Source organism: Desulfoglaeba alkanexedens ALDC (genome assembly GCF_005377625.1).
In the GTDB taxonomy this organism is placed as follows: Bacteria; Desulfobacterota; Syntrophobacteria; order Syntrophobacterales; family DSM-9756; genus Desulfoglaeba; species Desulfoglaeba alkanexedens.
This window is the reverse complement of record NZ_CP040098.1, coordinates 3,141,861-3,163,095: the sequence shown is the minus strand read 5'-3', so window position 1 is coordinate 3,163,095 and position 21,235 is coordinate 3,141,861. Positions and strand designations below refer to the sequence as shown.

Here is a 21,235-nt window from a genome sequence, read left to right as displayed (position 1 = left end):
CCCGATTTGAGGGGATTGAGACTTACCGTCTTGGTATTCCTTATCGACCGATACGATGCTAAGTCCGAAGGACGGCCCCGATTTGAGGGGATTGAGACCGTTTTGCCAGATACTCCTCGATCGCGTCGCCTATAAGTTCAGTCCGAAGGACGGCCCCGATTTGAGGGGATTGAGACAAGACTGATTCTTTCTTGACTGACCCATCCGGCTGCTGTCCGAAGGACGGCCCCGATTTGAGGGGATTGAGACTGTCCTACCAGCCCCATCGGGATGTTCACATCCGAATGGTCCGAAGGACGGCCCCGATTTGAGGGGATTGAGACATCAACGCTGTAATCTCATTTGTTTGTTCCAACGTCGCGTCCGAAGGACGGCCCCGATTTGAGGGGATTGAGACAGGGCTTCTAGGGCCCCTACCGGAGACTTGTCAATAAGTCCGAAGGACGGCCCCGATTTGAGGGGATTGAGACTAAAGGCCCTCAAGATCAATGTCCATTTCAGCACCGTCCTAAGGACGGCCCCGATTTGAGGGGATTGAGACCTACCTGCGCCTCAAACGGAACCATCAACATGGTCCTAAGGACGGCCCCGATTTGAGGGGATTGAGACGTGGTGGAATCCGGCAAGGTATAGTAGAAGGGGTTTGAGTCCTAAGGACGGCCCCGATTTGAGGGGATTGAGACTCGGCCGGCTGAAGTTTTTGAAATTGCGCTCTCTTTTGCGTCCTAAGGACGGCCCCGATTTGAGGGGATTGAGACGAATGCGGCCACGCTTGAGGGCCTGTCGCCGGACTCGGTCCTAAGGACGGCCCCGATTTGAGGGGATTGAGACTTTGGGCAAATCGCAGTCTGCATAATGAAATCAATGAGTCCTAAGGACGGCCCCGATTTGAGGGGATTGAGACATCTTGATGTTATGCTCTGTAAAGAAGAACCCCTCGGTCCTAAGGACGGCCCCGATTTGAGGGGATTGAGACTTTTTGGTTTCCAGCGTGGATGTATCGATAGTCGGCGGTCCTAAGGACGGCCCCGATTTGAGGGGATTGAGACTAGATTCGGTGCATGGAGCGCAGGTAATCGCTGGAGGGTCCTAAGGACGGCCCCGATTTGAGGGGATTGAGACCGCCTTCTTAGGCGCCGCCTTTTTCGGCGGCGCCTTTGCTGGGTCCTAAGGACGGCCCCGATTTGAGGGGATTGAGACTATCTCGGCCGGCTGAAGTTTTGAAATTGCTGTTTCTGTCCTAAGGACGGCCCCGATTTGAGGGGATTGAGACCGTTAAAGTCTTCGACCGTTTTCAGCTCCGGGAATTCTTGTCCTAAGGACGGCCCCGATTTGAGGGGATTGAGACCGTTAAAGTCTTCGACCGTTTTCAGCTCCGGGAATTCTTGTCCTAAGGACGGCCCCGATTTGAGGGGATTGAGACCGATCCGCGATCACCGGTGACAATAGAATGGATATGTCCTAAGGACGGCCCCGATTTGAGGGGATTGAGACCTTTTTTCCGAGGTGCTTGTCTTCGCGTCCAATTTCCAGTCCTAAGGACGGCCCCGATTTGAGGGGATTGAGACAATTTTCTTCGCCGGCATGCGTGGCCACACATACGAGACTACGGTCCTAAGGACGGCCCCGATTTGAGGGGATTGAGACTAAAGTGTCCCCGCGGTCGGCCTTCAGTATTTTTACTCGTCCGAAGAACGGCCCCGATTTGAGGGGATTGAGACTTTTCAGCTATCAGCATTTCGTCCGTTGGAGTGGTTCCAGTCCGAAGGACGGCCCCGATTTGAGGGGATTGAGACACCAGTATCTTCCTCCTCTTCCTCCCCTTCTTCCTCCTGTCCTAAGGACGGCCCCGATTTGAGGGGATTGAGACCTAGAGAGACCCCAGTTCGTAGGGCTATGTCGATGAGTCCTAAGGACGGCCCCGATTTGAGGGGATTGAGACCGTTAAAGTCTTCGACCGTTTTCAGCTCCGGGAATTCTTGTCCTAAGGACGGCCCCGATTTGAGGGGATTGAGACCGATCCGCGATCACCGGTGACAATAGAATGGATATGTCCTAAGGACGGCCCCGATTTGAGGGGATTGAGACCTTTTTTCCGAGGTGCTTGTCTTCGCGTCCAATTTCCAGTCCTAAGGACGGCCCCGATTTGAGGGGATTGAGACAATTTTCTTCGCCGGCATGCGTGGCCACACATACGAGACTACGGTCCTAAGGACGGCCCCGATTTGAGGGGATTGAGACTAAAGTGTCCCCGCGGTCGGCCTTCAGTATTTTTACTCGTCCGAAGAACGGCCCCGATTTGAGGGGATTGAGACTTTTCAGCTATCAGCATTTCGTCCGTTGGAGTGGTTCCAGTCCGAAGGACGGCCCCGATTTGAGGGGATTGAGACTCCCTCTGCACCTCGTCCCGAATTTTCTTCGGGATTGTCCGAAGGACGGCCCCGATTTGAGGGGATTGAGACATAGCCTCGCTAAGTTTCTCTTGCATGTTATTTCTCCCTGTCCGAAGGACGGCCCCGATTTGAGTGGATTGAGACAATCGTTGCAACCTTATCTGACATGTCCTTTACATCAGTCCGAAGGACGGCCCCGATTTGAGGGGATTGAGATTCCGCGCCTGCCTTGTAGAGGCAGGCGTCCATCCTGTATCGTCCAGATGGAGATAAACTTTGATGAACCAATGGAGGAGAAACAGATGGCTTATGGAGAAATGGCCTGTAAACGGCTTTTGCTTCTTGTCGGATCCAACCCCTTGCCCAATTACATCACGGCTCTCATCCTGAAACCTCAATCGATTTCTCTCTTCTACAGCCCGGAAACAGAAGAAGTGATGAAGTACCTTTGCAAAGCGCTGGAGGTTGCCCTTTCGGGTGCACACCTTGATGCCACATGCATCGAAGATGCGACCAGTGCGGCCAAGGTCAGGAACGCCTTCCCCAAAAATCTCCATGATTTTCACTTTCACTACACGGGCGGCACCAAAATCATGGCGGCTCATGCTCGGATGGCTTTCCGGGACGCCGGCGGCAAGGATGAACAGGCTTCTTATCTGGATGAGCGAAAAGGGGTACTGCGTTTTGACAATGGCTATGGACTCGATTTGGCAAAACAACAGCTTGGATTGACCCTGGACGACGTTCTTCGCTTGCGCGGGATCAAGCCGCTCAGCGGAAGTCAACCACAGGCGGATGACCCCTGGCAGGATGATGCTGCAAGGATCGCCCGAGCCGTTTTGGAGGACTCAAGTCTCGCACAAAGCCTCTATCACCTCCATCGGGACAGAGAGACGAATAAACGGCTGCCGTTTATAAAAGCAAAAGCCAATGCCGTAAAAGTTGATGAGTTGGTACCCGGTGGCCTGAGTATTCAGCGGATCCCGGAAGAACATTGGAAAAGGCAAACCTACTATGATTGGTTGCGTTTTCTGGGGGGCGGATGGCTGGAGACCTGGTGCGGCACCCTGGTGCGTCAGATTGTCGATGGAGACGAAATTGCCGTCGGCCTTGATTGTAAGCTGGCCAACGGGAGGCAGTGCGAAGTCGATGTGGCGCTCGTCCGAGGCCACCGGCTCTACATGATCTCCTGCACCACGGACAGCAAGATCGGCCTCTGCAAGTCGAAGCTTTTCGAGGCGGCCATGCGGGCGCGTCAGTTGGGTGGGGATCTGGCCCGCTCCGCCCTGGTCTGTCTCCTTCATGGCAGCGATCTCAAGGGCGCTTTTGTCGATCAGCTGCGAAACGACGTGGCTGACGTGTGGGACGCGCCCAACACGCCGCAGGTTTTCGGTCTCGACGACCTGAAGGAATGGGCGGGAATCGGCAGCCCGCCCGCATTGAACTCACTCAGAACCTGGCTCGAATCATAAGGAGGGCGGTCATGCCTGTTTTGACGGCGATCGATGTGCTGGGGGTGCAACGGTTTGTCTTTCAATCAAACCGGCTTCGGGACGTGGTGACCGGCTCGTATGTGGTGCACTGGAGCACCTCGGAGAAGGGTGCCCTGAAGGATTTGACCCCCACGGATAAGATCCTTTTGGCCGGTGGAGGAAACGCTATTGTCGAAACCGGTTCCATGGACGAGGCACGATCGTTTGCGGCCCGATATACCCGCATCTTGCACGACGACGCACCGGGTTTGGAAGTCGCCGTGGTTCACAAGGAGTACAAAGAGGGGAACCTGGCTTCGACGCTCCACGGCCTCCAGATCGAACTGGCGCATGCAAAGACCGAACGCTTCCCCTCTGTACCTCTTTTGGGCCTTTCCGTCACGGCATCTTGCAGGGAAACGGGTCTTGTGGCCTGTGGCTTCGATAAGGACGAACCAACGGTTCCCCTTTCCAAGGAAATCCTGAGCCGCCGAAAGAAAAAGGACGAAGCCAAGACACATTGGGAGGCGGATCTAAAAGATCGGGACGGATTCGCATTTCCCATAGAACTGGATCACCTTGGCCGAACCATGGGCGATACCAGCCTCATCGGTGTGGTTCACATCGATGGAAACAGCGTGGGTGAAAAGATCACCAGCTGGCTGAAGCAGAAATCGGAAGACAGCACGGCCGATGACGACCTCGTACGCCGGCAATACCGCGAGTGGTCTCAGGCCATCGACCGACTCGGCCAAGAAGCCTTGCAGGCCGTCGTCAATCGACTTTGCCGACAGGTGGAAAAACCGGCTCAGGATCACCCTGGATCGGTAATGGGTAGGCCGAAGCGCCTTCGTTTTGAACTGAAACAGAAAGATGGCCGGTGGATGCTTCCCCTGCGACCGATCTTGCTTGGCGGGGACGATTTGACATTCGTCTGCGACGGCCGCATCGCCATGGATCTGGCCGAAACCGCCCTGGGCGTGTTTGAAACAAGCCGGATCCCCCATCTTGGGAAGATCACCGCCTGCGCCGGTGTGGCCGTAGTCCGCGTTCATGCGCCCTTTGCCAGAGCCTACGAACTGGCGGACAAATTGTGCGCCTCCGCCAAACGCATGCTGAAAGAGAAGGATGACTGCGGCTGCGCCCTGGATTGGCACATCGGTGCCTGCCGGCCCGGCGAGACCGTGGAAGGCATTCGGGAGAGGCAATATCGAGCGAACGGCAGGCGGTTGACTTGCCGGCCCTATCGATTGGGTTCCGAAAAGGACGACACGGAGACCTGGAGGTGGCTTTCCGGTACGCTCCTGGACTCCAAAACGGTGGGGCTTAGGGAGGGAGCCTGGTCCGAAAGGCGCAACAAAGTCAAGGCCTTTCCCGAGTTGGTGCGGGAAGGGCCGGACAGCGTGAAGGCGGCCTTGGAAGCCTGGAAGGTGGTGGACAAAAGACTTCAGCTTCCGCAGCCCATCGCAAGGAACGGCTTTTTCGACGATACGCGCACGCCGCTCATCGACGCCTTGGAGCTGATCGATCTGCACCTGGTGCTGGATGCGCCCTGAGACAACCCGGTAAAGGAGGAAAAGACGCCGTGTGCCAGAATCCGTTCATTCAAATCGAACTCCTCTCCGACACGACCTTCAGCCGGGGTGAAGGGACCGCGGGCCTGGTGGACGTGGAAGTCGAGCACGATGCGTGGGGCCTTCCGTTTTTGGGCGGAAAGGCCGTCCGCGGGCTCCTGCGGGATTCCTGGCTTTCCATGCAGGAAGGTTTCCCCGAACTGGCGCCATCGGCTGTGCGCCTGTTCGGCCCCGAAGGCGATTGTAACGAGTCCTCCATGTTGCACATCGGCGACGCCGTGGTCGATGAAGAAACCCGCCGCTGGATCCAAGCGGCGCAAACCCGGACAAACGATCCCGTTTCCCCGGCGGCTGTTCTGGAGGCCTTGACCGATATCCGGCGCCAGACCTCGGAGATGCGGCAAACGGGTGCACCGGCCGAGACCACCCTGCGGGCGGTCCGGGTGATCGTCCGTGGTTTGATCCTGTGTGCGCCCCTCCGTTGGTTGGCAGATCCGACCCCGCAGGATGTGCGGTGCCTGTGCTTGGCGCTTCTCGCCACCCGGCATGCGGGACTGACCCGCAACCGCGGCCGCGGGCATGTCCGCATGACCCTCGATGGAGATCCGGAGAAAACCCGGAAGGCGGCGAAAGGAGGATCGGTATGACGGGCTGCCGTTATTTTCCCTATACCTTGACGCTGAAATCTCCGGCGGTCATCACCGCCTTGGGGGGTGATCCCAACAGCTCATCGACCCTCGCCTACATCCCCGGAGCCGCTGTGCGCGGGGCCGTGGCCAAGGCCCTGGGCGATCCCGGCGCGGACACAGCCGGGCAGAAAGAATTCCAGGAGCTCATCTTCGGTGGAAAGGTCCGTTATCTCAATGCCTACCCTTCTCTGGACGGCCTCAGGTCTCTCCCCGTTCCGCTATCCTTGCGGCGGAAAAAGAATGATGCGCCAGCCGACCGCCGGGTGTATGCCGTCGATCTTGCCGCCTTTGACGGGCGTCCCGCGCCGGGCAAGGAACCCAATGAATGCTGGCCGGAAGAACAATTGGCGCCGCTCAAGCAAGGATTTCTGACCATCGGCGCCGCCCAACCGGTGCTCCTCCAGCCGAAGATGAACGCCCGCATCCATCACCAGCGCGACCGCGAAAAAGGCCGGGCGTGGAAAGATCGGGTTGGAACCACCCACGGAGCGATCTTCGCCTTCGAGTCCCTGGATGCCGGGCAATCTTTCCAAGGCCTGATCCAAGTGCGCGGCGGAACCGACAAAGAACTGGAGCGGACTGTACGCCTTCTCAAGGCTCTCCTCGGAGACACGATCCTCGTGGGCCGTTCCCGAAGAGCGGGATACGGCGGCATGGCGGCGCTTCAGTGGGGAGAAGGCCGAACCCGCGAGGTCGACGGCGTGGGAAGGGATGGATTGCGGCCTGTAGGCGCCGATATCCCGCGGGGCATCAGGTTCCGCCTGCTTCTCACTTCGGCTTGCATCGCGCGCAATGCGAACACCGGGCAAATCGACCCGGCCGCATTGCCGGATTTGATCAAGGGGCGATTCTGCGGCCGGGCCAAGCTGCTTCGAACACGCTGGTCCTTCACGCCCATCGGAGGCTTCAACCGCAAATGGCGCCTCGAACTGCCGCAAACCCTGGCCGTGTCCGCCGGGTCGGTGTTTTTGCTCGAGGCTAATCAAGACATCCCCGTCGGTCAGCTCTACGCCGTCGAAAACGAGGGATTGGGCGAACGAAGGGAAGAAGGCTACGGACGGGTCCTGTTTCTCGATGCACCGCTTCCCTCCATCTCCTTGCAGGAACACGAAGAAGCGGCTTCTTTCCCGGCGGTCGATGGTCAACCGCCGCCGCTCGTTTCGGACATCGAAAAGAGAATCGTTTGGGGGCGGATCGCAAGAAAGATCGAAGAGAAGGTAGCGGCCATCACCTTGTCCGCCCGAAACCTCCCGGCCAACAGCCTGATCGGCCGGTTGCGGACTCCCCTGCGCGGTAATCCCGAGGAGGCGATCGGCACCTTGAAGCGGTGGCTGAGGGACGGAAGCGAGACGGAGTGCCTGAAGAAACCCGCTATGGATCAATTGGAAAGCTGCCGGATGGACGGCCATCAAAACCTGGCCGACTGGATGCTTAAGGCGACCGAGCCCGACAGGGTCCTTTCGTGGCTCGATGCGGATGTTCTGGCTCAGCGCGGCCACATCGTTTCGGAACAATCGGCGAAGCAGAGCCTGGAGAAAAGATCCGTGGAAATCTCGGTCAAACTTATCGACGCGGTCTTGGCCGCGCTGGCCGTCCGCAACAAAACAGAGGAGGCCGGTGATGAATGCTGAAACGTCCCGATTGCGTGACGGCGGCGGCGTCCGTTCCATGGCGGCCCGGTGGATCGTCACGGGCGTGATGAGTCTGGAAACAGCCGCACATTTTGGCGGGGAAGGCGACACCGCCGTGGACATAGCGGTCTTGCGCGATCCCAAGGAAGGGGTGCCCCTGCTTCCCGGCACCTCGCTCGCCGGTGCCCTGCGCGGTCACCTTGCCGATGTTCTCGGCGGATACCGCTCCGTTGAAGATGAGAAAGTGGCGGTGCTTTTCGGGGCGGCCCGGAGCGATGACGAAGGTTCCCAAAGCCCTCTCGTTGTCTTTGATTCACTGGGCACCCTGCCTGAGGGGACCGTGTCTGAAATCCGCGACGGGGTGGCCATCGATTCGGCCACCGGAACGGCCGAAGTCCACAAAAAGTTCGACTTCGAGGTTCTGCCGGCGGGAACGTGTTTTCCTGTGCGGGTGGAGCTCGTTGTCGGGAATGCCAAAAAGGTTGTCGAGGATCCCAAAAAGGAAGCGCGGCTTGTCGGGCTGCTCGTCGCCGCACTGGACGGACTCACGCAAGGCGACATCGCCCTTGGGATGCGCCGCTCACGGGGTTTGGGGGCCGTCAAGGCCGGCCGCTGGAAGGCCCTCCGCTATGATCTCACCAAGCCCCAGGACTGGCTCGCGTGGCTGACATCAGACCACCAGCAACCAATTGGAGACCATGTGCAGGGTCACAGCTCGGCCGCCGAGGCGATCCGGACCGCCTGTCCGTCTCTGAAGATTGAGGCGTTCGACGACAAGCGCCGGCGCCTGCTCGTAGATCTCGAGATGGAACCGGCGGGTGACCTTCTGGTCCGAAGCCCCGCAACCGAGCCCGAGGCGCCCGATGTGATTCACCTTTGCACTGCGGGAAAGCCGGTGCTTCCGGGCACAGGCCTCGCGGGGGCGCTGCGCGCCCAGGCCCTTCGGATCGCCCGTCTCGTCCGGGAAGGCCACGGCGATGGGGATTGCTGGGTTGACCGCCTTTTCGGACCGCGACTGAAAGGGGGAAACAAGGATTCCGAGGGCGGGCAAGCCGCGGCCTCGAAGCTGCGGCTGACCGAATCGTTTCTCGAAGACAGCGATGTGCGGCGGCAAACGCGGATCGCCATCGACCGATTCACCGGAGGGGTCGTTTCCGGGGCGCTTTTTGAAGAGCAGGTGCAGGTGGGTGGCAAACTCAAGATCCGCGTGGAGCTGCGCGATCCGAGCGACCCCGAAATCGGCTTACTGCTGCTTCTGCTCAAGGACCTGCTTTCGGGAAACATCCCGGTGGGTGGGACGGTGGCGGTGGGCCGGGGAGTGCTCCGGGGAACGGCCCGGGTTCGGCTCCCGGGTGAAACGGTATACGAAATCGCACAGGACTTATCGGTAAACAAAGAAGCCCGTAAGGTCTTCGATAAGAAGATCGCGGCCTTTCATGAGGCTGAGACGTTGAAAGCGGAGGAGGCACGACCATGAACCGGCTTGAAGGATGCACCATCGAACCGCTGAATCCGGAAACCTGCCGGGCGGTTCTCGAGTGGGTTGCCGGCGGACCAACACCGGCCGGATTCGACCGTTGTCTGATCTGGCTGCTGGCTCATTGCCGGGACGGCGTGACCTGGGGGCGACGTGAGAATTCGTCCTGGCCGTTGTCCGCAACGCCGTTTCCGGACCTCTGCCCGGCCGTTTCCGCAGACAATCTCCTCGAGATGCGGCTCTTCGGGAAACGAGAGGAAATCATGATCTGGAGGAGTGAAGAAGAATTCCTGGGTCGTCGCCTGGTCGATGAGCCGCAACAAAGCGAGGACTCACCCCTTCGGCCCCATGACGAGACGCGCATCCTGTCGGGGGACCGTCTGCTGGAAGGTCCCAAGGACGGTTTTTCTCGTGTAAAGACAGCCGCAGGGACTCAACAGGCGGTTCCGCTGGAATGCACGGAAAGCGACTTCAAGGACGGATGGTGGCCGCTTCGGCTCAGCGTGCGGCATTACTTTGAACAGGAGCCGCATACCGGCGCAGTCCGCGTGGCCGCGAGTCGCCTTGTCCATCTTTTCAAGGAGGTGCGCTGATGGCACTCGAACGCGGGAAGCTCATTCTCAGCAAAAAAGGGAAACCCCAAATCGAAATAGGCGGGAAACTCTTTAATCCGGCCCGAGGCGAATTGAGCCAATCCATTTGGGCAAGATTGAAGGAGCTGCACGGCACGGAAGTGGAGTTCGAACGGGAAGGCGGACAGCCGAAAAAAATCCGCGAGGTGGGATCGCAGTTCGTGCCGCCGGCAACCGCGACGGCCCCTACTGGTCATTCAAAAACATTCCATCAAAAGGGAGCCGGGCATCAACCAACAGCCGGCCAACCGCGCACCGTGAAGCGAGAATTCCACAACCCATACAATTTCATCCCTGCACCGCCCCGCGAAACGAACGATCCGGACTTGGGCGACCATGAACCCGCGACACACGATCGATTTCACTCCGATCGTTTCACCGGCCGGATTCGCGTCACGATGGAAGCGATCACCCCACTTCTCGTCCCCGACCCCAACAGCTGCCGGGAAGACGACAACGGGCACAAGACCTTTGCCCTATTGCTCGACAGCGACGGCAAACCTCTCTTGCCCTCATCCAGCGTACGAGGAATGCTGCGCTCAGCCTACGAGGCCGTAACCAACTCGCGACTGGGCCGGTTCCCCCGAACAAATCATGGCAAGCGTCTCGCCTATCGAATGGAGGCAAGGGAGGGGCTCCGCTTGATCCCGGCGCGGATTGAAAACGGAAAAATCCATCTGCTCACCGGTACGTCTGAAATTGGGAATAATGGATCCCCTAGCGGACCCCAATATGCCGCCTGGCTCACCCGATACAGCGGCAACAATAAGAACACGAGCCGTGCGCTCACCTATTCTGACGGCTCTCTCCCTCAGCATGGCGACAAGGTGGAGTGTTGGGTGGAGCTTGTTCAGCACCGAAGTCGCAAGTTCAAGTATTGGAAGGTAACAAAGATAGACAAAATTGGTGCAAACTTGGGAAATCCACCGGCACCCTCAAAACCGATTCGCGGCTGGGTGTGCATCACCAACGCCAACATCGAACGCAAGCACGATGAAAGAGTCTTTTTCTGCGAAGGGACGCCTCCCGCCGGGCCGTTTCCCGTAACCGACGAGCTCCGAGAGCAATGGAAGCAGTTGATCGAAAATTACCAGGAAATACATGAAGAAGACCTGGAAAGGCGTAAAAAGGACAGCCGAAGGCCGGATGAATACCTCGGTCCGAAGCCGGGCCAGACCGCCTGGTCGCGCCATGTCTACACAAAAAAGGATCGCGAACTGCAAGACGGCACTCTGTGCTACGCCCGCCTGAAAAACGGGAACACCGGTGTGGAAGCGCTTTTTCCCGTCATGATCACTCGGGAGCTCTACCCTGTCGCTCCGTGGCATTTGTTGGACCCCTCGCTTCGACCCGCTTCGACGATGTCTGAACTCTCCCCTGCCGACCGCGTCTTCGGGTGGGTCATGGGGGATTCCGACAACCAGCCGCGGAGGCCGAAAAACTCCAGAGCGTTCAAGGGCCTCCTGCGTATCGGGCCGGTAACGTGTGACACATCCCCGGACGAATCCGTCGAAACGTTTCCGGGAGACGGGCTGCCTTTGGCTATTCTGGCCGCCCCCAAGCCTCAACAGGGGCGATTTTACGTTGCCGCCTCGCCCCAAGGCGAGGCTCAACGGGACGGGCTCTCCAAGATTGATGCCGGCTACAAGCCGGGCAAAGGCCTCCGCGGTCGCAAGGTCTTCCCGCACCACAGCGGACTCCCGGCCAACCACTGGCATTCCCCTTTGGAAGACAGGACCCAAAGGTCCAACGGACCTTGGCAGGAGTACCGCCGCCCCATAGATAACGGCCGGGAGCAGCGGGATGATCAAAACCGTTCCATTCTTGGCTGGATCAAACAGGGCGCACGATTCAGTTTCGACATTCATGTGACCAACCTGTCCAAAGTCGAATTGGGCGCTCTATGGTTTCTTCTGAACCTTCCGGAAAGACACTACCATCGCTTCGGCGGCGGCAAGCCCATTGGATTCGGGAGTGTGCGGTTGGCGGGGGCCGAATGCAAGTTATGTACGGGGCTACTTCTGCGTGAATGGTATCGTGGGTGGTCTGATCAAGGCAGGTCCGAAGAGATCCCTGAAGATGCGATGGCGGCCTTCAAAGAAGCGTTGGTTCGGGCCTACGGCCGGCCCAGGGGCAAAGGCTCTTTCGAAGAGATCTCGTTCATCGAGGCGTTTCTCAGGGCATGCAGAGGGTTCGATGACGCGCTGCCGATTCATTACCCCCGGGTTACAAAACAACCGCATCCCCAAGGTGAGTCTTTTAAGTGGTTTGTTGCCAATGAGAAGCCTGGTGGCCGCTTTGCTCTCCGTGATCTTGTTGACGACACGGGTTTGCCTATGCTCCAGGATGTCTGAGCTTCGGCGGCCAAGAGATCCAAGAAGGAGGAATTCATGCCCCGCCAGATCCTTTGCACCGTAGGAACATCGCTTCTGACCAACCGTGACGGCCGTCCCTGGGGCGGCTGGAATCCGCGCAACCGCGACCCCCTGCCCCCCGACGATGAAGTGGACCGCTGGCTCCAAACAGCCGATGCGGCCGCGGCCAGCGCCGAGACCAACACCCTCGCCAGGCTCGAACTTGCCGAAACGGACATCCTCGTGTTGTTGCACTCCGATACCCCCGAGGGCCGTTTCTGCGCGGAGCGACTCCAGAGCTTCTATCGTGCCAAGGTCCGAGTTGTGGCGCTGGAACAAATCGGCAGGCTGGGGTATGGAGCCGCCCAGTTCACCTCGGGGCTCAAGGCCCTGGTCGATGCAGCGATCAGGAGAGTTCACGACGCCCAAGAACGCGGAATTCAAACGGTCGTTTGCGCCACCGGCGGGTTCAAGGCGGAAATCGCCTTTCTCAACCTGATGGGCGCTCTTCTTGGAATCGAAGTGGTCTATATCCACGAGCTACACCGGGAATTGGTCCGCCTGCCGCGGATGCCGCTCACCTGGAATGCGGACTTTGTCGTCCAACACAGCGATTTCTTCCAATGGATTGACGACGAACCGCGAAAGAGCGCCGAAGTCGAATCGTGGCTGAAAGGAAGGCCGGAACTCAGGCCGCTGGTGGAAGACGCCGAAGACGGATGTACCTACCTTTCGGCGGCCGGGGACCTTCTCTACAAGGTTGCCCGAGAGCGCCTTTCCATGGGGCCTCGCGTGCTCTGGCCCAAAGCGGACACCAGGCTGCCCCGGGAGAAAAACCACGTTTCGACCGTGGAACACCATCGACCCGCGGGATGGGAACAGTTCGTGGAAAGGCTTTGCGATATCCCCTATGTCACCTCGGTTCGATACGATCCCCAAGGTTCGGGATCGAGAGTGAAAGTGATCGATGCAGTAAACGGGATCATCGGAGTCTGCTATGGCGGCCCGCAAAATGCGCTGCCTCTTCGGGTAGAGACCACGGCCAGGGGCGAGGAGCAGACCCAGCTCGTCGCCGATTGCCTCAGGAGGCTGAAATAGCGACCCCGCCCTGCAGGCGACCCCGCCTTGTGCTTTGCCGGCGACCTCGCCCGTAGGAGCCGGCTTGCCGGCGCCGCCGCCCGTAGGAGGCCCGCCCTCGGGCCGATGGGGTGCAAGCCCGCCCTCGCCGCGATGGACAAAGCGCAATCTCGCGTTGATCCTGATCGCCGGCAAGTAGGGGCGCAGCACCGCTGCGCCCCTACAGGACATGAGTCGCTCTTAAGCGCCGTTTGCGAACCTCCCTTACGCGAAAAAACGGACACTCAGTGCCAAAAGAGTGAAGGCTATTCTCAGACGGCTTCTCCGGTCAGGCAGCTTGATATCCGTTCGGGGGCGGAAGCTCCGCCGCGGCATCAGCTGGACCGCAAACGCTCGCCGTTTTCCCGTTGAAACCCATCCTCGGGGAGCCTCCCATCGGCGCGGTGCCGGGCCGTCCGCGCATCCCGGGGCTTTTCCCTGGATGCGGGATAACCTGTTGAAATTCAAGCAACGAGGTGAAAGCCATGCGCGGATTTCCAGAAGTCGTGGATACTCGGTCACTTAGCTGCCTTCGTGGGGGCGCCCGGAAGCCTGCTTGCGGGACCGGGCGGCGAAATGGGGGGATATGCGCGGATCCGCGTCTGCAACCCCTGGACAAAGGCGGCTCTGGCGGTGTAGAGTCCGAAGGACGGCCCCGATTTGAGGGGATTGAGACTTGATCACAAACTGCTTGATATCCTTAACATCTATGTCCGAAGGACGGCCCCGATTTGAGGGGATTGAGACCCCCACCGTCCCCTTAGGTCCTCCGGTAGTTCGACGAGTCCGAAGGACGGCCCCGATTTGAGGGGATTGAGACTTGATCACTGCGGCTACGCCGCCTCTCTCGGTCTTCTTGTCCGAAGGACGGCCCCGATTTGAGGGGATTGAGACTAGGGTCGGAACTGTACGTGTCGAAAGACCGACTGTTTGTCCGAAGGACGGCCCCGATTTGAGGGGATTGAGACTTGGCAAGTCCGAAAGCCAACAAGGCCCTCGGGTACGTCCGAAGGACGGCCCCGATTTGAGGGGATTGAGACCACATTCCACATCTTCCAATAGGCCTTAGATATTCCGTCCGAAGGACGGCCCCGATTTGAGGGGATTGAGACAATCCATTGAGGAAAACCTGTTGGTTGCCCCCCGTAGGTCCGAAGGACGGCCCCGATTTGAGGGGATTGAGACAATCTCAGCCGGCTGCTGCTTAGATATGGCCGTTTCTGTCCGAAGGACGGCCCCGATTTGAGGGGATTGAGACAACCGACGCCGCTCCTTAGCGGCATCAGCCAGGACAGCCGTCCGAAGGACGGCCCCGATTTGAGGGGATTGAGACCTCTGAGGTTTAGATAAACTGTCGGTATAGGCATGCTGTCCGAAGGACGGCCCCGATTTGAGGGGATTGAGACGGGTACGACTCTTCCCTGAACCCTTCTCGGGCTCAGGTCCGAAGGACGGCCCCGATTTGAGGGGATTGAGACCCAGCAAATCCCACGCGCCATTCGTAACGATGAAATCAGTCCGAAGGACGGCCCCGATTTGAGGGGATTGAGACGGGCATGAAAAAGTATGCGCCGGCGTCTGTCAAGATTGTCCGAAGGACGGCCCCGATTTGAGGGGATTGAGACTATGTTGATTCTGTTCTACATTATTTGAGCCCGGAGATGTCCGAAGGACGGCCCCGATTTGAGGGGATTGAGACCGTTCACGTGATCGACATCCATCCCATCAGGAATTTCGGTCCGAAGGACGGCCCCGATTTGAGGGGATTGAGACCTAAGCAGTCGAAGGGTTGCAGTGATTCCTATCTGGGTCCGAAGGACGGCCCCGATTTGAGGGGATTGAGACTGCATGAAGAACGCCCTTATACCAGGAACCGGTTGAGTCCGAAGGACGGCCCCGATTTGAGGGGATTGAGACCAGTCAAGGTCCAATCCACGACCATATCCTTGATACGCGAGTCCGAAGGACGGCCCCGATTTGAGGGGATTGAGACTCAATCGTCGACCTATCAGCAAGCCTATCGAAATCCGTCCGAAGGACGGCCCCGATTTGAGGGGATTGAGACAACTCTTCCTGCCAACATTATTTTGCCAAGAAATACGGTCCGAAGGACGGCCCCGATTTGAGGGGATTGAGACGGTTTTCCTGGAGCATTTCCCTTAGTTTCATTTATTTCTCCGTCCGAAGGACGGCCCCGATTTGAGGGGATTGAGACCAGCGAGTATCAGCGACTATGTCGCCAGAAGTGATGAGGTCCGAAGGACGGCCCCGATTTGAGGGGATTGAGACCGATTATGCCTTCGTAGCTTTGCTCAATGAAGCTGTCGTCCGAAGGACGGCCCCGATTTGAGGGGATTGAGACTTCCTCGACAGACACGTCTTGGCCATCAAAGAAGGTAGTCCGAAGGACGGCCCCGATTTGAGGGGATTGAGACTTAATTCGATGCCTACGGCCACCCGTCATTCCTCCTTGTCCGAAGGACGGCCCCGATTTGAGGGGATTGAGACCACACTGGGCAGTAGACCATGCCCAGAGACTCCTCCAGTCCGAAGGACGGCCCCGATTTGAGGGGATTGAGACTAAAAAAAGGGCGGGGGCCGGAGCCCCCACCCCCTAGAGTCCGAAGGACGGCCCCGATTTGAGGGGATTGAGACTGTCGTCCTTGAACGGGCACTCCTGTAAGCGCCATCCACGTCCGAAGGACGGCCCCGATTTGAGGGGATTGAGACTAGAAGTCGTAGCCGGTCTCCCGGCTGCGACCCTTGTCCGAAGGACGGCCCCGATTTGAGGGGATTGAGACCCCCGTTCAATGATGCTCTTGAGCTTGTCCGTGATGTGTCCGAAGGACGGCCCCGATTTGAGGGGATTGAGACCAACTCCTCGACGGAGTCTACGGAGTACCCGCGCCGGGTCCGAAGGACGGCCCCGATTTGAGGGGATTGAGACACTACATGCTTACGGTCCGTCTCAGGTGCTTCACTGCGTCCGAAGGACGGCCCCGATTTGAGGGGATTGAGACTCAGCCCCGCCCTGCCTGTCTTGCTTTGGAGCATGCGTCCGAAGGACGGCCCCGATTTGAGGGGATTGAGACTTATACGTTTAGGGCAGCCTTAGCCGCCACCAGGGGTCCGAAGGACGGCCCCGATTTGAGGGGATTGAGACTTGCTCCGCTATGACGAAGGCCTTGGGATCAACTCGGTCCGAAGGACGGCCCCGATTTGAGGGGATTGAGACCACTCACGGAGACCAGTCTAAAGATTTGTTTGTCTGGTCCGAAGGACGGCCCCGATTTGAGGGGATTGAGACGTGCTCGGTACCACTATCGATGCCGTTGGCGATATTGTCCGAAGGACGGCCCCGATTTGAGGGGATTGAGACACATCGTCCGCGAAAAAGTCGCACTCCTCCTTATTGTTGTCCGAAGGACGGCCCCGATTTGAGGGGATTGAGACGAGCCCTATGCCCCACGGGCAACTCCTTTGGGCTTAGTCCGAAGGACGGCCCCGATTTGAGGGGATTGAGACCTGATAAAGACACTGACGAAGTACCCCATCCAGCCCCGTCCGAAGGACGGCCCCGATTTGAGGGGATTGAGACTGGGACCGCCAGTTTGCGGATTTTCGTTCCACCTTGGGTCCGAAGGACGGCCCCGATTTGAGGGGATTGAGACAGCCGTCCGTGGTTCGGAAAAGTCTTGCGGTTTTTTCAGTCCGAAGGACGGCCCCGATTTGAGGGGATTGAGACGCGGTCCGCTTATCGGGAGAGGAACTATCTTCGGGCCATCGCCTCGTCCGAAGGACGGCCCCGATTTGAGGGGATTGAGACGAGGGCTGGGTTCTTTCCTCTATTCGATCTCGATCAAGTCCGAAGGACGGCCCCGATTTGAGGGGATTGAGACGTGATTTCGACATTAGAGATTGAAAAAATCACTTTTTGGTCCGAAGGACGGCCCCGATTTGAGGGGATTGAGACTGGGCCCCCGATTCGATTCCTAGGGTGCAGCCGGCTGGTCCGAAGGACGGCCCCGATTTGAGGGGATTGAGACCGTTTTCGGCGGTCAGGCCGAAAAGCCGATGTAATGTCCGAAGGACGGCCCCGATTTGAGGGGATTGAGACTGGAGCGGCGTTGACGGTGCGGTGGAGATTAGTGTTGTCCGAAGGACGGCCCCGATTTGAGGGGATTGAGACGGTGCGGCGAAGGGAGGTGGGGTCCATCTCCCCCTCGCGGTCCGAAGGACGGCCCCGATTTGAGGGGATTGAGACTCTCTTCTCCTCCCGAATGAGCGATAAGTCTAGTTTGGTCCGAAGGACGGCCCCGATTTGAGGGGATTGAGACCGATGAAATCAATGAAGGAGGAGTTAGTATCCCTCGTCCGAAGGACGGCCCCGATTTGAGGGGATTGAGACGGTATCGGGGCCTTTAAGGGCTCGGTGAGCCTGATCCGGAGGTCCGAAGGACGGCCCCGATTTGAGGGGATTGAGACATCGGGGCCCGCATGGGTTCCGTGAGCCGGATCCGGAGTGTCCGAAGGACGGCCCCGATTTGAGGGGATTGAGACATATTTTCTCCAACTTCATGTTCTCCTCCTGGTTAGTGTCCGAAGGACGGCCCCGATTTGAGGGGATTGAGACTCGATGGAACCCTTCAGATCATTCAACGCAGTTAAGAGTCCGAAGGACGGCCCCGATTTGAGGGGATTGAGACTGGGATACGGTCCCAGGTCGAGAGACGTCCCCAACGTGAGTCCGAAGGACGGCCCCGATTTGAGGGGATTGAGACTGGGATACGGTCCCAGGTCGAGAGACGTCCCCAACGTGAGTCCGAAGGACGGCCCCGATTTGAGGGGATTGAGACGAGTCTGATCCGGAGGCCCTTGTGGGCCCCGGATAGAGTCCGAAGGACGGCCCCGATTTGAGGGGATTGAGACTAAGGCGGTAAGGCCACCTTTCCGTATCATATCCTCCAGTCCGAAGGACGGCCCCGATTTGAGGGGATTGAGACTCGAAGGCGCCCTCTTAGGCGGCGCCTTTTTGGGCGGTCCGAAGGACGGCCCCGATTTGAGGGGATTGAGACAATAAGCTCGGAGGGTCCATATGAAATCGGACACCACGGGTCCGAAGGACGGCCCCGATTTGAGGGGATTGAGACTGTTTAGGCCACAATGGGTCGCCTTATCTCATCTTCTCAAGTCCGAAGGACGGCCCCGATTTGAGGGGATTGAGACTTTGCTGGAGATTCTAAAATCTCCAGCATATTGCCATTGAGTCCGAAGGACGGCCCCGATTTGAGGGGATTGAGACAAAAAAATCAAAGTTCGTCCAGTAAATCGTCATCGAGAAGGTCCGAAGGACGGCCCCGATTTGAGGGGATTGAGACAGAGATTTTTTCAAACCGCATCGCTCTCTCCTGGTTAGTCCGAAGGACGGCCCCGATTTGAGGGGATTGAGACTCTCAAAGGGAGCCTCGATAGGCCCCGAGGGAATCGGGGCCTTCGTCCGAAGGACGGCCCCGATTTGAGGGGATTGAGACTAGGCCAGGGTGTTCCAAGCAACTGAGCAATGCTCTTGTCCGAAGGACGGCCCCGATTTGAGGGGATTGAGACCAACGAGTCAGGTACTCCGCCCGTTGGGTTTTTCCTGAGTCCGAAGGACGGCCCCGATTTGAGGGGATTGAGACTCCGTCGGGACGGGGAATCTCCACCGTCTCTCTCTTCGTGTCCGAAGGACGGCCCCGATTTGAGGGGATTGAGACCCAGAACCCGAAGTCTTCTTTGCCTTTGCCATGTCTCTCCTGTCCGAAGGACGGCCCCGATTTGAGGGGATTGAGACCGGATAGAATTCCCAAGGTTGCGCCGGCCGGGATTTGTCCGAAGGACGGCCCCGATTTGAGGGGATTGAGACGGTAGGCTCGTCCGCCGCCGCATTCTAGCCAGGACGAGTCCGAAGGACGGCCCCGATTTGAGGGGATTGAGACGTGAGTCTTCCAGATATGCGAAGAAATCGGGAAATATGTCCGAAGGACGGCCCCGATTTGAGGGGATTGAGACGTGAGTCTTCCAGATATGCGAAGAAATCGGGAAATATGTCCGAAGGACGGCCCCGATTTGAGGGGATTGAGACATATGCCAATCCAAATTTGAATCTAAGCATAACTCCCGTCCGAAGGACGGCCCCGATTTGAGGGGATTGAGACGGGACACCGCCTCCCAAGCATCAGCGATAAACTCCGGGGGGGTCCGAAGGACGGCCCCGATTTGAGGGGATTGAGACAAAACAGGGATTCTCGTCTGAATTGCTACAGCCATAGGTCCGAAGGACGGCCCCGATTTGAGGGGATTGAGACCAAAAACGGGGGCGGAGTGGGAATCTCCTCCAGTGCAATGTCCGAAGGACGGCCCCGATTTGAGGGGATTGAGACGTTATCTCGTCTTGCAGAATGGCCTTGCGGTCATCCTGTCCGAAGGACGGCCCCGATTTGAGGGGATTGAGACTTGACTACTCTGGTCAAACCCATGGGATCGTCCTCAGTCCGAAGGACGGCCCCGATTTGAGGGGATTGAGACAGGTTCCGTACGTCAACCTCCCGCCAACGTGAGACCGTCCGAAGGACGGCCCCGATTTGAGGGGATTGAGACCGTATCGGGGTCCGTATAACATCTATCCGCAGTAAGTCCGAAGGACGGCCCCGATTTGAGGGGATTGAGACAGCTACCACGTGATAACCGTCGCCGTAATTGCCTGTGTCCGAAGGACGGCCCCGATTTGAGGGGATTGAGACAGAAATGCCACGATTTCCTTGATTCTCTTATCCATATGTCCGAAGGACGGCCCCGATTTGAGGGGATTGAGACTGTTTCTTCTTATTACTCTGCTCTGTATCGCCGCGGGTCCGAAGGACGGCCCCGATTTGAGGGGATTGAGACCGTGGTGCCGTAGTAGCGGACCTCGTCCCCGTGATCGGTCCGAAGGACGGCCCCGATTTGAGGGGATTGAGACTTGAAAGAGCCTTGCTATTTTGTTCATGATGCTCTCCGTCCGAAGGACGGCCCCGATTTGAGGGGATTGAGACTTGTCCTTTCGTAGTAAGCGGTGAACCTCTGCGTTTTGTCCGAAGGACGGCCCCGATTTGAGGGGATTGAGACCCTGCCGGGGACCTTGATATAGCAGGTTAGTCTATGGTCCGAAGGACGGCCCCGATTTGAGGGGATTGAGACCCTTCCCCGGAAAGCAATGTGCCCAAAGGCGCCCTGTGTCCGAAGGACGGCCCCGATTTGAGGGGATTGAGACCTCTTAGGCGCCCTCTTAGGCGCCTCCTGTCCGAAGGACGGCCCCGATTTGAGGGGATTGAGACTGTCGCGGGGTGGTAAGCCCCGCCCTTCCGGTTCGGGTCCGAAGGACGGCCCCGATTTGAGGGGATTGAGACTCTATGGCCAGAGCATACTCTTTCCGTAGCTGATCGTCCGAAGGACGGCCCCGATTTGAGGGGATTGAGACATCCTACGTTCCAGATTACGGATGTAAGTCTTGCTCCTGTCCGAAGGACGGCCCCGATTTGAGGGGATTGAGACTTGAAGCAAGCTATGCTCCAAAGCGATTAGAAATTCGTCCGAAGGACGGCCCCGATTTGAGGGGATTGAGACTCTTCTTCCCGGAGCCAATCTTCGATGTCAAGCAGGGTCCGAAGGACGGCCCCGATTTGAGGGGATTGAGACCTATTAAATTTTATCATTCCTCCAGGGGAGAAATATGTCCGAAGGACGGCCCCGATTTGAGGGGATTGAGACCTCTTAGGCGGCGCCTTCTTAGGTGCCGCCCTCTTAGGGTCCGAAGGACGGCCCCGATTTGAGGGGATTGAGACCCTTAGGCGGCGCTGGAGTCTCGATTATCTCCAGCATG

8 protein-coding genes and 2 CRISPR repeat arrays (2 of these 10 only partly in view) are annotated in these 21,235 nt (G+C 58.3%); all 8 genes read left to right on the top strand.

All coding sequences use genetic code 11. The features are described from left to right. Nucleotides 1–2,610: a CRISPR direct-repeat array (repeat unit 36 nt; unit sequence GTCCGAAGGACGGCCCCGATTTGAGGGGATTGAGAC); it reaches 466 nt to the left of the window's first position. A gap of 85 nt (nucleotides 2,611–2,695) precedes the next feature. Genes FDQ92_RS14160 through FDQ92_RS14125 form a run of 8 tightly spaced genes read left to right on the top strand, consistent with a single transcriptional unit; the run spans nucleotide 2,696 to nucleotide 13,320 of the window. After that, on the top strand, nucleotides 2,696–3,865 hold the full coding sequence (locus tag FDQ92_RS14160; protein ID WP_170180388.1) for a PDDEXK family nuclease: 1,170 nt from the start codon (nucleotides 2,696–2,698) through the stop codon (nucleotides 3,863–3,865). Between the two features lie 11 nt (nucleotides 3,866–3,876). Further along, the gene (locus tag FDQ92_RS14155; protein WP_137425493.1) at nucleotides 3,877–5,421 is read left to right on the top strand and encodes a hypothetical protein; all 1,545 of its coding nucleotides are present in this window, start codon (nucleotides 3,877–3,879) and stop codon (nucleotides 5,419–5,421) included. 29 nt (nucleotides 5,422–5,450) lie between these two features. Beyond that, nucleotides 5,451–6,086: an RAMP superfamily CRISPR-associated protein gene (locus FDQ92_RS14150; RefSeq protein ID WP_137425492.1), complete on the top strand. Its 636-nt coding sequence runs from the start codon at nucleotides 5,451–5,453 to the stop codon at nucleotides 6,084–6,086. Next, entirely contained in the window at nucleotides 6,083–7,759 is a 1,677-nt protein-coding gene (locus FDQ92_RS14145) for an RAMP superfamily CRISPR-associated protein (protein WP_137425491.1), read from the top strand. The genes FDQ92_RS14150 and FDQ92_RS14145 overlap by 4 nt, the downstream gene beginning before the upstream one ends. Beyond that, nucleotides 7,749–9,236: an RAMP superfamily CRISPR-associated protein gene (locus FDQ92_RS14140; RefSeq protein WP_170180387.1), complete on the top strand. Its 1,488-nt coding sequence runs from the start codon at nucleotides 7,749–7,751 to the stop codon at nucleotides 9,234–9,236. The genes FDQ92_RS14145 and FDQ92_RS14140 overlap by 11 nt, the downstream gene beginning before the upstream one ends. Beyond that, nucleotides 9,233–9,829, top strand: coding sequence for a type III-D CRISPR-associated protein Csx19 (gene csx19 / locus FDQ92_RS14135; protein WP_137425489.1), 597 nt, complete (start codon nucleotides 9,233–9,235; stop codon nucleotides 9,827–9,829). Before FDQ92_RS14140 ends, csx19 begins: the two co-directional genes overlap by 4 nt. After that, nucleotides 9,829–12,222 (top strand): TIGR03986 family type III CRISPR-associated RAMP protein, encoded by a 2,394-nt coding sequence (locus FDQ92_RS14130; protein ID WP_137425488.1) that lies wholly within the window; start codon nucleotides 9,829–9,831, stop codon nucleotides 12,220–12,222. Before csx19 ends, FDQ92_RS14130 begins: the two co-directional genes overlap by 1 nt. A 36-nt stretch (nucleotides 12,223–12,258) precedes the next feature. Further along, nucleotides 12,259–13,320: a putative CRISPR-associated protein gene (locus FDQ92_RS14125; protein ID WP_137425487.1), complete on the top strand. Its 1,062-nt coding sequence runs from the start codon at nucleotides 12,259–12,261 to the stop codon at nucleotides 13,318–13,320. Between the two features lie 658 nt (nucleotides 13,321–13,978). Then, a CRISPR array of direct repeats spans nucleotides 13,979–21,235; the repeat unit is 36 nt; unit sequence GTCCGAAGGACGGCCCCGATTTGAGGGGATTGAGAC (it continues 1,058 nt past the right edge of the window).

Coding starts and splice junctions, on each gene's coding strand:
- FDQ92_RS14160 (WP_170180388.1), top strand. CDS start 2,696: ATGGCTTATGGAGAAATGGCCTGTAAACGGCTTTTGCTTCTTGTCGGA.
- FDQ92_RS14130 (WP_137425488.1), top strand. CDS start 9,829: ATGGCACTCGAACGCGGGAAGCTCATTCTCAGCAAAAAAGGGAAACCC.
- FDQ92_RS14155 (WP_137425493.1), top strand. CDS start 3,877: ATGCCTGTTTTGACGGCGATCGATGTGCTGGGGGTGCAACGGTTTGTC.
- FDQ92_RS14125 (WP_137425487.1), top strand. CDS start 12,259: ATGCCCCGCCAGATCCTTTGCACCGTAGGAACATCGCTTCTGACCAAC.
- FDQ92_RS14145 (WP_137425491.1), top strand. CDS start 6,083: ATGACGGGCTGCCGTTATTTTCCCTATACCTTGACGCTGAAATCTCCG.
- csx19 (WP_137425489.1), top strand. CDS start 9,233: ATGAACCGGCTTGAAGGATGCACCATCGAACCGCTGAATCCGGAAACC.
- FDQ92_RS14140 (WP_170180387.1), top strand. CDS start 7,749: ATGAATGCTGAAACGTCCCGATTGCGTGACGGCGGCGGCGTCCGTTCC.